We start from the raw sequence: 10,199 nt of genomic DNA, 5'->3' as shown, positions 1-10,199 counted from the left end.
CCGTTGTCCCAGCACGGAACCATCCTGCGCGCGGCCCGGCGGCGGGCCGTGGTCGAACTCAAGCTGCAACTGCGCAGCCGCCGGGAACGAGCCGGGCACGCCTTCGTGCCCGCGATGATGGCCGTGGTGCTGGTGCTGCTCGGCCAGGACGTCATCCCCGGCACGAACTCCCGCTACGCCGAACTGCTGCTGGCCGGTGGGCTGGCGCTGAGCGTGGTCACCACGAGTCTGCTGGGCCTGATGCAGTGGCTGGCCACCGATCGCGAGGAGGGTGCGCTGCTGCGCCTGCGCGGGGTGCCCGGCGGGGTGCAGAGCTACCTGCTCGGCAAGCTCGCCGTCCTCGGCGTGCTCACCCTCGGCTACGTCGTCGCGCTGCTCGCGATCGGAGTGGTCGTCTCGGGCACCGGCCTGCCGCCAGGGTTGCCCGGCTGGGTCAACCTGACCTGGGTGCTGCTGCTGGGCGTGCTGGCGATGTCCGGCCTGGGCGCGATCGGCGGCGCCCTGGCCCCCAATCCGCGGCTGGTCGCGGTGCTGGGGTTGTTCCTGATGGGCCTGATCCCGTTGTCCGGCATCTTCTTCCCCGCCGACTCCCTGCCTGGGCCACTGCGCATCGTCGGCGAGGTGTTTCCGCTGTCCTGGCTGGCCGAGGGGATCCGGATCGCGTTCACACCCGGACCGGCGCCGGCCCGCCTGCTCGCGGTGGGACTGGTGCTGGGCGCCTGGACCGTGCTGGGCGCGGTCTGCGCGCCACCGCTGCTGCGGCGGATGACCCGGTTGCAGTCCGGTTCGGCGCTGGCCAAGGCCCGCGCACAGGCGCCATCGTGCCAGTGAGCCGATGCGTGATCAGTTCGAGTGGAAGAGAGGTGTGGACATGACGCCAGTCGTGCGATTCAGCAAGTTCAGCAAGGTTTACCGTCAGGTGGAAGCCGTGCGGGAGTTGAGCTTCACCGTTGGCCAGGGCCGGATCCTCGGTCTGCTCGGCCCGAACGGCGCCGGCAAGAGCACGGCGTTGCGCGGGTTGCTCGGGCTGCTGCGGCCGACTGCCGGATCGGCAACCGTCTTCGGCCGGCCGTACGGTGAACTGTCCGCCCCCGGCAGGCGAGTCGGGGTGCAGCTGGACGGGGTGGGGTTCGAGCCGGGGATCAGCGGCCGAGGGCACCTGCGGATCTGCGCGGCGGCCGCGGGCGCGTCCCGGCGGCGGGTCGAGCGGCTGCTGGAGGACGTCGGTCTGCGCGCGGCCGCCCGCCGCCGGGTCGGCAGGTACTCCACCGGGATGAAGCAGCGGCTCGGCCTGGCCACCGCTTTGGTCGGCGATCCGGACCTGCTGGTGCTCGACGAACCCGCCAACGGTCTCGACCCGGACGGCATCCGCTGGCTGCGCTGGTTCCTGCGCGAGTTCGCCGACGGCGGCGGCACCGTGCTGCTCTCCAGCCACCAGTTGGCCGAGGTGGCCCAGACCATCGACGATGTGGTGATCATCAAGCGGGACCTGCTCTTCGCGGGCAGCCTGGCCGAACTCACCGAGGGCGGCAGGCTCGATCTGGAACAACGCTACTTCGACCTGATCGACAGCGCGCCCACGGGCGAGTCCGCATGACCGCCGCGCTGCGGATGGAACTGCTGCGCCTGCGCCGGGACCTGACGCTACTGGGTTTCCTGGTCTACGCGGCGCTCACCACCGCGATCTCGGTACTCACCGGAAAGGCCGCACCCGGTGTCACCTTCCCCGTGGTGTGCCTGCAGACAGCGTTGCTGACCGCGTTCTACGGCGCGGTGCGTTTCACCATCGCCTACCGGCACGGCGTGGTGGCCCGCGCGCTGCTGCTCGCCCGCCGCGGCCCGGTGCTGTGCGCCACCACCTGCACCACGGCCATCGGCGGTGCGGTGATCATGTTCGTCGCGTTCGGCGCGGGCGCGCTCGCCCTGCTGGCCCGGACCGGCGCGCTGACCGGCGTGGCCACCGGCCTGCTCGCGGTGCTGCCCGCCGGCCTGCTGTTGTCGGCGGTGCTGGCGTCCTGGGGCTTGCTGGTCGGCACCATCGTGCGCCACCACGTGCTCGCGCCGCTGGCTACCGCGGTGTCGCTGTTCGCCCCGCTGCTGATCCCCTGGCCCGAGATCCGGCGCGTGTTCCCGGCGGGCTCCACGATGTCCCTGCTCGGGCTGAGCGAGCATCCATGGCTGGTTCCCGCGGCGGTGACCGTCCTGCTCGGCTGGCTGCTCGCCCTGGCGCTACTGGCCTCCGGTCTTTTCCAGGTCGGCGACCTCAAGTGACTCGCGGGCTAGTTCGGGGTGTTCCCGATGGTGGTGCCCGCGATGAGCGCGGCTGCCGCGGCGGTGTCGTCACCGGTCTCGGCGACCGGCGTCACCGTCCAGGTCTTGGACGCGGCCACGCTCGCCCGCGACCGCTGCTGACGACAGGCCCGGCACCAGCGCCGCGACGTGTCATGCCGCTCGCAGTGGGTGGACGTCATTGAACTCTCCTCGATATTCGGCAGCCCTTTTTATTTTACGCTACGAATTATGCTCTTGTTCATTCCAGTGTAGAAGAGTGCAATTCCACCTGCGTGGCCCGTGAGAAACTCACGGGCCGGCGCACCTGGTCAAGCCGCAGGCGAGCTGCCACCGGTGGACCGCTGTTCGCCCGGCCATGATCGGCCTAAGTTGGTGCCAGAACTTCCAGTGGGATGCGGCAAGAGGCCGCATCCCAGAGAAGAGCGGCCCGACGGGCCGCCCAAGATATGAGCCTTACCGGCCCATATCGGCATGACTGCGCGGAAGCGGCGCAGTCGTTGTCCTCGCAGGTCAAGCATGGGGATAGCGGGACATGGACCGGTGATTTCCGAACACGTGGCAGCGACCGTCTTTCGCTTCCGCGCGGTGCAACTGTACGGACATCTCCGAGCACGAGAACACACGTGACTCCGGCTCAACGCCCTGGGTACGGAGCCATGAGGGCAACGCGGCCACCGTCAGATTCACCGCGGCCAGCCTGCTTTCGGGGTGAGCGGTGGTCGCGGCTTCCAGAGCGGCGGCCAGGACCGCCCTCCTGCCCGCCATCACCCGGTTCGTCACCACGCCGACGCTTATCCGGCACCAAGGCCACTGCCGGGTCAGCAGCCCGTAGTTGCCGATGTGGGCGGCCAGGTTCGGGTACCGGCCGTGGCGTTCGATCTCCAATGCCACCATGAGCGGAACCTCGTCCGTGGCGAAGCCCACCAAGGCGTCCGGGAGGATCCAGCGGGTCGTCGAACCGGTCAGGCGGGTGCGCCGGGCCAGCCGGATCACGCCCACGATGTCCGGGGCGACCGTGGCCATCCGCAGCACCGCACGGAGCACGAGCTGGTCGTGCTGCTGGTCCTGCAGCTTCGGGCGGCGGGGGAGCGGCTCGTGAACGGTGCGGGCCACGGCGCGCAGAGCGCGCTGGCCGTGCTCGGTGCAAGTCCAGCGTTTCGGCGCCGGGCGGCCGGGGCGGAGCAACTGGTGGCGTTGCCAGTCCGCCAGCACCATGCGCACATCGGCCTCGTGCACCAGACGACCCCAGGCCTTCGCGGTCGCGAGGACCTGGCTGACCGCGTCGGCGGCGGTCACCGGGCTGGTCGCCGCGCCCAGGATCAAGGCCAGTGCCCTGCGCGTGACCTCGCGTGTTGACGCGGACCAGTCCGGTGCGTGCCCGGCGAAGCGCCCGAACGCGTCCCGGCCCTGCGCCGTGACCAGAAGGGGCCGTGGTGGACGTCCCCGGCCGTGCTCGGCAGCGAGCCAGCCAGCCGCGCGGAGTCGGCGGAGCTGACGCTTCACCTCGTCCAAGCTGGAAACCGGCGGTGTGCGCCCGAGTAGGTCGAGGAGATCGTCTTCGAGCCAGCCGACTTCGCAGATCGCCCACCACAACGGCCGCCAGGCAGCAGCGATTGTCGGTGGCGAACGCGGCGCGAGCAGACCGATACGGCGGGCTGTTCGCGCGGCTTGGCCAGGACATAGAGCAGGTTCCACGAACTGCACTGTCGGATGCGGCCACACCGGGCGCGGCCGTGCCGACTGTTCCGCTTGACGGACTTCTCCTCAACCGAAGCGGGTGTCCATGGCCTCCAGGCTCATCCTGGTCACCAAGTTCAAGGGGGGCGTCGGCGCCACGCACATCTCGGCGCTGCTCGCCCACGGGCTGGCCCAGCACGCGCCGACCGTCCTCGCCGACTACGAACCCCAGGGTGACGGCGCCCAGATCCTTGCTGTGCCAGTGCACACCGGCCATGGCACCGTGCGGGACTTCCTGGACGGCACCCGGCCGGTGCGCCAGGTACTGCACGAGATCACCACGGCGCCGCACGGCTACTACCTCGCGCCGGACCGCAGCCTCACCCGCCCGTTCGGCCAGCCGCTGTGCGATCCGGACCGGCTTCGCCGAGCCGCCGGTGCCGCCGAGCTGGACTGGGTCGTGGTCGACACGGTGAAGCTGCCCGCGCCGTGCGCGCTGGCCTTCGTCGAAGGCGCCGACCTCGTGCTGCACGTGGTGGCCAACGCCTTCGGCCTGCGCACCCTGGGCCACACCCACCAGCAGCTGCGCCAGCACGCCCGGGGAGAACTGCACACGGTGCTGAACCAGCTCCGCAAGGACCCGAGCGAGGCCGCGTTGCTGGCGGACCTGTCCGCCGCCGCGGAACTGCGCGCACTGCGGCTGTGCCCCGTCCGGATCGGCCACGACGGCTGGGTCACCAACGCGCTGCGCCACGGACGGTCCCCCTTCAGCCTGGGCAACGCCCGTCGCACCCACGAGACTTCCGTGGCGCTGGCCACCTGGGTCCGGGAACGGCTCCACCAGCCACCACTGCCGGAGAACCAGTGACCGGGCCCGCCGACGCCGACCACACCTCGGTGCTGGGCGACCTGGCCGACGGCGCGGAGGACCGGACGGCGGTCCCCATTCCGGTCGCCGCGATCACCAGCACCATCCAGGTCTGCGGCGTGGACGCCGCCGAGGAGGTCGTCGCCGGGCTGGCCGGCAACATCAGCGAGTTCGGCCTCTTGCACCCCGTCGAGGTCATGCCCAACGGCGACGGCACCTGGACCCTGGTGAAGGGCAACGGCCGCCTGCTCGCCCACCGCCGCCTCGGGCTGTCCACCATCCAGGCCTTCGTGGACCACCGGAGTCTGACCGAGGACACCCTCGCCGAGATCATCCAGGCCCAGGCCTCAGAGAACGCGCACCGCAAGAACCTGAGCATCCTGGAAACCCTCAACACCATCGACCGGCTCGCCACCCCGCCGTGCAACCGCGGACGCAACGCGGTCGGCCGGATCATGCACCTGCCCGAGACCACGCTCAAGCGGTACTGGCGGATCTACCGCGAGATCCGGGACCGCCGTCCGCACTGGCACCCCGCGGTGGCCGACTGGCTCAACACCACTGAAGCGACTTGGGCACAGGCCGCAGTCTTCGCCGCCGACCCCAGCAGCCAGCACGTCTTCGCCGTCACCGGCACGCTGCCCTCCTCTGCGGCCGCTGGCGACGCCCACTCGAGCCCGGCCCCGCCACGATGGTCCGACAGTCCGACCGCCTACGCCCTGACAGCGCCAGACCGCTTGCCGCCGAACACCATCCCGGTTCAAGCGAACGGGCAAAGCGAACGAGAAGTACGAGGGGGGCCAACTGGCCCCCCTTCTCCGCCGCCAACCGAGGAGGAGTTCAACCGGCTGTGTGCTGAGCTCGGTCGCGTTCTTCTTGCCTTGGAACAGCTCCCCGCGCCGTTGCCCCCGTCCTGCCGAAGCCGGTTGCACGCCCTTCTGGTCAGCGCGGAGCACGACTGGCGGCCCAGCGCAGAAGGGTCGGATTCGTGACCAGCCGGCGCACCGTCCTCTTCGGACTTCTCCTCGGCCTGCTCGTACCCGGCGGCGCCCAGTGGCACACCCAGCGGTTCCTCGCCGGAGCCCACTTCCTCGCCTGCGCGCTGTGCCTGGGCATCTTCGCCTATCCGCGCTTCGGCTGGATCTCGCTGACCATCGTCCCGGCCCTCGCGCTGCTGGAACAACTGCTGTGGTGGCACAACCGACGGAACCAGCCACCGTCCTGACGCGTTACCTACCACCGTGTTCGCCCCGCGAACACGCACGTTGATCCGTTCACAGCGCACAACCGTCCACAACAGACGCTCCACGCCAGGGAGTCACGACCCACAACGAAGGTGGTGGCATCCCTGGCAGCCCCTCGGGGTTCTGGCGAGCCAGGAACACCATGAGTCCAATCGTCTGCGACTACTGCCGGTCCATCTGGGACCCGATCTATCTGCGAAACCGTTCCATCCAAGACATCCAGCAGCACGAGGTAGTCAGCCTCCAGCAACTGGACGCCATCGACGACGGAAGCATGGCCAACTGGCTATCGGGATCGAACTATCCGTGGTCCGCGAGTGACACTCCGATCACCGCGGCCTACAAGTACTGGAAGTCAAAGGACTTCACCGACAAGAGCCCCCTTGGCGCCTCCGCCGCGGTCGTGGTGCAGCACGCCATCTACCAAGCGACCAAGGACGGCAAGGGCTGCCTGGCATGCGGCTTCCACACTAGATAGCTCGCCCGAGTCCGGCCACGCTCCTCACGCCAGGGGAACCACCTCGACACCTGGAAAGGCGGTGCGACCCCTGGCGGCTTCCGCCTGGTGTCGGGGCCGCCGAGGCCGTCGCACCCAGCGGAAGCCCTGGTGTGCCAGGGCATGCCATGAATTCAACCGAGTTCCACCGAATGCTCGACAAGTGCCCGATCTTCGCCGCGGCGCCGGCCAAGGCGGCGGTGTCCCTCGCGGTCAACCTGGAACGCCGGGTGTACCAGCCCAAGACGCCGGTCTACGCCGAGGGAGATCCCGGCGACCGGATGTTCATCATCGCCTCGGGCCAGGTGATGCTCACCAGGACCGCATGCGACCGAGAAGGACGCCTCGTGCTGGGCCTGCGCGGCCCGGCCGAGATCTTCGGCGAGGTCGACTTCCTGGACGACTCACCCCGGGTCACCTCGGCGGTGGCCAGGAGCGAGCTCACCGTGCTGGCCATGAACCGCCGGCGACTGCGGAGCTGGATACGGAACCACCCGGATGTCGGCCACGCGTTGCTACGCCTGCTGGCCCGGGATCAGCGCCACAGCTACGAGAAGTTGACGCACCTACGGTGTGCCGACCTGCCCAGCCGCCTGGCCCTGTCGCTCCTGCAACGCTGGAAGCTCCAGGGCACAACGGAACAAGGCGTGTGCACAGTCGATCTGGGACTGAACCAGAAGGAGCTCGCGCAGATGATCGGCGCGAGCAGGGACCAGACGAACAAGATGCTGTCCCACTTCCGGCACCGCGGCTGGATCCGTATCGAAGGCCGCACCCTGTTCATCCTCGCGCCGGAACAGCTCACCAAGTTCGCCACGCAACGCTAGAACGCCGAACAGGCGCTCCACGCCAGGGAGTCGAAACCAGCACCGAAGGTGGTGGTCAACCCTGGCGGCCCCACCGGGGTGCTGGTGCGCCAGGAACACCATGAACGACATCCAATGTGCCCGCTGCGGCGAATCGTGGAACAGCTACTTCCTGCGCTCGCAGACCATCACGCTGTTCCCGCTCGGTCAGATCGCCAAGATCCGTGCGATCAACGACCTGGGCGCCGATCTGATGCGCAGGACCGGCCGCATCGACTCCACCGGTGCCGCCTACCCGTGGGCCGTGCACCGGGAACCGGTGACGGCCGCGCTCCAGTACTGGTGGCAGAGCAAGGCACTGGCCGGGGACGAGAAGTCCGCGGCTGCCGCCACCCTTGTCCACAACGCGATCCACTTGGCGGTGCGCCGCGGACGCGGCTGTCCCAAGTGCCGGTTCATACCCAACGTGTGACCGCAATACCCGAAGAACTGGTGCACGAGCGATCTCCCGGACGACGGTGTGCGCCGAACTCATCAGCTGCCGGGTGTTGCCGGGCCACGTCTGGTCCGGCAACACCCAACCCCCACTGGCCGCGTTACCTCCCGCGTGGTGAGCAGCCACGAACTCCCACTCCCCGCGGCCGCCGGCCCGACTTCCGCGGAAGCTGCCGGGCCCTCTGCCGTCCGACGCCACACCTTTCCGCGCGCCTGCCTGTTCGCAGCTGCGCTGGCCGCGGCGATCGGCGCGCTGGTCACCCGCGACCTGCACGGCGTCCCGCTCCGGCTCGACGCGCCCCAGGCCCAGTCTCTGGAGTACGTCACCAGGACCGACACGCTGACCGGACAGATCATGGACAACGACGTCGCGATGCGCGCGGTGCTCACGCACAACTCGCGCAACCTCAACAGTGAACCGGTGCACCGTTCCCTCGCCACCCTCCGCCATCTGCTCCAGGCGGGGATCACCGAGCTGCGCACCATGGGGGAGAGCAAGAAGATCCCGGACCAGTTCGGTGACAGCCACACCCGGCTGCTCGCCCTGGCGACTCTGCTCAGCCAGCACTACGAGGCGTTGCAGAAGGCGATCACCGCCAAGAACCAGCAGGACCAGCACCAGGCGATGCTGGCCGCGCAGACCCTGGACACCCAGTACGCCCAGGCACTCATGGCCTACCTACAGTCCTATCAGGACGGTCTGCGCCGCGCGGGGTTCACCCTGGCCGAGGTGCCCCGGTGACGCCCGAACCCGGTCCGTACCAGTGGCGCCTGGACCCCGCCTTCGGGCGGCCAGCGTCACCGGTGGAACCCGCCACTCGCAAGCACAACCCGGACTGCCTTGGCTGCCGCGACTACGCCTTGGCGCTGACCCGGGAGACCGCCGCGCGCCGCGACTACTACCAGGTGGGCCTGACCCAGTTCGACGAGTTGCACGACCTGCGCCGCCGCCTCCTCGACCACATCAGGTCCCGTCATCCGTTGCGCACCGAACAGCTGAAGCAGCAAGGGCATCCGCTCGGCGCGTACAGCGACAACACCACTCTGCTGGCCGCGCTCACCCAGTGGGACGCCATGAAGGACGCCGAAACCCGCACCACCGCCGCACGTTCGCTCGAGACCGAACTCCGCGATCTACGCCGCCGCAATGCTGAGCTGGAGAAGGCGGCCGCGCAGCACACCGAACAACGCCACCGCGACGGCCAAGGCGCCCTCGACCGCACTCGCGGCCTGCGCGAGCAACTGGACAAGCAGACCGCCGCGCTCACCGAGGCCGAGAACAACCGGCGGGAACTGTCGTGCGCGGTGGTGCGCTTGTGCGACCACATCACGACTCGAGGCCACCAGCTACCCAACCTTCCTCACCCTGACAGCTGGTACCGGCAATGGGCCGAGTCCAATCAACCGGCGCTCCGCGTCGGAAAGCCGCCCGCTGTCCGCAGCCGTTGGACCGCTGCGGCCAAGTGCTACCAAGCCCAATGGGGGCAACAGCTTCTGCAACGACTGTGGTCCGGATCAGCTTGGACCCGGCCGCAACTCCTCGGCGCCGCACCCGCCCCTCGCACCGAGTCCCTCTTGCAGGCCCTGATCGAGCACAACCTCGTCCGGCTGCACGACCCCGAGTTCGCCGCCCTGCTGAGCACTGAGGACAACCTGCGCAACTTCGCCGACGACGTCGGCGCCGTGCTCGGCCCACGCAAGGCCTCCCCGGCCACTCTGGCGCTAACCGCCGCTGCCGACCTGCCCGAGCCCACCGGCCGCCTCCTGTTGCGCATCGTGGCCACCGCGGCTCGCGACCACAACGTCATGGCGGCGCAACGCAAACCCACCGGACTCCCGTTGCTGCGGCTGCGCAACCGGCAGGGCCCGGCCATGCCCGCCCGCTGGTTGTTGCCGTGGCTCCCCGGCCAGGAACCGTCGTTGCGCGAGCTGCTCGCCCGTGCCCGCGGCCGGGACCCCGAATCCGGTCTCGCCGTGGCGGGCACCAGGCCCCCGGAAGGCGCCGACGACCACGGCTGGGGACCGCTCGTGCAGGCTGCGGGCTACGACCCCCAACTGGTCAAGCGCCTCTGGCTCGACGGGCAGCCACCCGACCGGACTCGTGTTACCTGACCCGCTCCGCCCCACCGAGACGGAGACGGCCATGCGCTTGCTCGAACTGCTGCTCGTGCTGCTGTCCAACGGCCTGCACACCACGGCCAGCGCCCTGTTGAACAGACTGCACCTGCTCGCCCTGATCGTGGCCAGTGCCATCCTGGCCAACCAGGAGCTGCGCGCGGCCCGCCGGTCCGCGGCCAAGATCCGCACCCTTCGGATGTAGC

Annotated in this window: 14 protein-coding genes; 12 read left to right on the top strand and 2 right to left on the bottom strand. The window is 69.5% G+C overall.

Annotated elements, in window-relative coordinates; translation table 11 throughout:
* Nucleotides 1-3 precede the first annotated feature (3 nt).
* From M8C13_RS32570 to M8C13_RS32560, 3 genes are read left to right on the top strand one after another with little or no spacing between them, the layout of a single operon-like run.
* A complete protein-coding gene (locus tag M8C13_RS32570) occupies nucleotides 4-831 on the top strand; it encodes an ABC transporter permease (RefSeq protein ID WP_252484601.1) in 828 nt (275 codons plus the stop codon).
* Between the two features lie 40 nt (nucleotides 832-871).
* Nucleotides 872-1,597 (top strand): ABC transporter ATP-binding protein, encoded by a 726-nt coding sequence (locus M8C13_RS32565; RefSeq protein ID WP_252484600.1) that lies wholly within the window; start codon nucleotides 872-874, stop codon nucleotides 1,595-1,597.
* Nucleotides 1,594-2,271: a hypothetical protein gene (locus M8C13_RS32560; protein WP_252484599.1), complete on the top strand. Its 678-nt coding sequence runs from the start codon at nucleotides 1,594-1,596 to the stop codon at nucleotides 2,269-2,271. The genes M8C13_RS32565 and M8C13_RS32560 overlap by 4 nt, the downstream gene beginning before the upstream one ends.
* 8 nt (nucleotides 2,272-2,279) lie before the next feature.
* Here M8C13_RS32560 and M8C13_RS32555 read toward each other — a convergent pair whose 3' ends face one another.
* Entirely contained in the window at nucleotides 2,280-2,471 is a 192-nt protein-coding gene (locus M8C13_RS32555) for a hypothetical protein (protein ID WP_252484598.1), read from the bottom strand.
* A gap of 331 nt (nucleotides 2,472-2,802) precedes the next feature.
* Nucleotides 2,803-3,996 (bottom strand): hypothetical protein, encoded by a 1,194-nt coding sequence (locus M8C13_RS32550; RefSeq protein ID WP_252484597.1) that lies wholly within the window; start codon nucleotides 3,994-3,996, stop codon nucleotides 2,803-2,805.
* A gap of 79 nt (nucleotides 3,997-4,075) precedes the next feature.
* On the opposite strand from M8C13_RS32550, the gene M8C13_RS32545 reads away from it, so the two are divergent.
* From M8C13_RS32545 to M8C13_RS32505, 9 genes are all read left to right on the top strand, one after another.
* Nucleotides 4,076-4,837: a ParA family protein gene (locus M8C13_RS32545; RefSeq protein WP_252484596.1), complete on the top strand. Its 762-nt coding sequence runs from the start codon at nucleotides 4,076-4,078 to the stop codon at nucleotides 4,835-4,837.
* Nucleotides 4,834-5,829 carry a ParB N-terminal domain-containing protein gene (locus tag M8C13_RS32540; protein WP_252484595.1) on the top strand — a complete coding sequence of 332 codons (996 nt, stop codon included), beginning with the start codon at nucleotides 4,834-4,836 and terminating at the stop codon, nucleotides 5,827-5,829. Before M8C13_RS32545 ends, M8C13_RS32540 begins: the two co-directional genes overlap by 4 nt.
* On the top strand, nucleotides 5,826-6,062 hold the full coding sequence (locus tag M8C13_RS32535) for a hypothetical protein (protein ID WP_252484594.1): 237 nt from the start codon (nucleotides 5,826-5,828) through the stop codon (nucleotides 6,060-6,062). Before M8C13_RS32540 ends, M8C13_RS32535 begins: the two co-directional genes overlap by 4 nt.
* Before the next feature lie 161 nt (nucleotides 6,063-6,223).
* Nucleotides 6,224-6,559, top strand: coding sequence for a hypothetical protein (locus tag M8C13_RS32530; RefSeq protein ID WP_252484593.1), 336 nt, complete (start codon nucleotides 6,224-6,226; stop codon nucleotides 6,557-6,559).
* Between the two features lie 146 nt (nucleotides 6,560-6,705).
* Nucleotides 6,706-7,404, top strand: a complete 699-nt coding sequence (locus M8C13_RS32525; RefSeq protein ID WP_252484592.1) for a Crp/Fnr family transcriptional regulator — start codon at nucleotides 6,706-6,708, stop codon at nucleotides 7,402-7,404.
* A gap of 100 nt (nucleotides 7,405-7,504) precedes the next feature.
* Nucleotides 7,505-7,855 carry a hypothetical protein gene (locus tag M8C13_RS32520; protein ID WP_252484591.1) on the top strand — a complete coding sequence of 117 codons (351 nt, stop codon included), beginning with the start codon at nucleotides 7,505-7,507 and terminating at the stop codon, nucleotides 7,853-7,855.
* A 138-nt stretch (nucleotides 7,856-7,993) separates the two neighbouring features.
* Nucleotides 7,994-8,620 carry a hypothetical protein gene (locus M8C13_RS32515; RefSeq protein WP_252484590.1) on the top strand — a complete coding sequence of 209 codons (627 nt, stop codon included), beginning with the start codon at nucleotides 7,994-7,996 and terminating at the stop codon, nucleotides 8,618-8,620.
* A gap of 119 nt (nucleotides 8,621-8,739) precedes the next feature.
* Nucleotides 8,740-9,990: a hypothetical protein gene (locus M8C13_RS32510; protein WP_252484589.1), complete on the top strand. Its 1,251-nt coding sequence runs from the start codon at nucleotides 8,740-8,742 to the stop codon at nucleotides 9,988-9,990.
* Between the two features lie 31 nt (nucleotides 9,991-10,021).
* Nucleotides 10,022-10,198 carry a hypothetical protein gene (locus tag M8C13_RS32505; protein ID WP_252484588.1) on the top strand — a complete coding sequence of 59 codons (177 nt, stop codon included), beginning with the start codon at nucleotides 10,022-10,024 and terminating at the stop codon, nucleotides 10,196-10,198.
* The last annotated feature ends 1 nt before the right edge of the window (nucleotide 10,199 follow it).

The sequence above is a fragment of the Crossiella sp. SN42 genome (assembly GCF_023897065.1).
Classification (GTDB): Bacteria; Actinomycetota; Actinomycetes; order Mycobacteriales; family Pseudonocardiaceae; genus Crossiella.
Note: the sequence above shows the minus strand (reverse complement) of the source record. Positions and strands in the feature narration are given on the sequence as shown.

Bases quoted from the DNA above. Each gene is read 5' to 3' on its own strand.
- M8C13_RS32555 (WP_252484598.1), bottom strand. From the start codon at position 2,471: ATGACGTCCACCCACTGCGAGCGGCATGACACGTCGCGGCGCTGGTGC.
- M8C13_RS32530 (WP_252484593.1), top strand. From the start codon at position 6,224: ATGAGTCCAATCGTCTGCGACTACTGCCGGTCCATCTGGGACCCGATC.
- M8C13_RS32505 (WP_252484588.1), top strand. From the start codon at position 10,022: ATGCGCTTGCTCGAACTGCTGCTCGTGCTGCTGTCCAACGGCCTGCAC.
- M8C13_RS32565 (WP_252484600.1), top strand. From the start codon at position 872: ATGACGCCAGTCGTGCGATTCAGCAAGTTCAGCAAGGTTTACCGTCAG.
- M8C13_RS32525 (WP_252484592.1), top strand. From the start codon at position 6,706: ATGAATTCAACCGAGTTCCACCGAATGCTCGACAAGTGCCCGATCTTC.
- M8C13_RS32560 (WP_252484599.1), top strand. From the start codon at position 1,594: ATGACCGCCGCGCTGCGGATGGAACTGCTGCGCCTGCGCCGGGACCTG.
- M8C13_RS32545 (WP_252484596.1), top strand. From the start codon at position 4,076: ATGGCCTCCAGGCTCATCCTGGTCACCAAGTTCAAGGGGGGCGTCGGC.
- M8C13_RS32520 (WP_252484591.1), top strand. From the start codon at position 7,505: ATGAACGACATCCAATGTGCCCGCTGCGGCGAATCGTGGAACAGCTAC.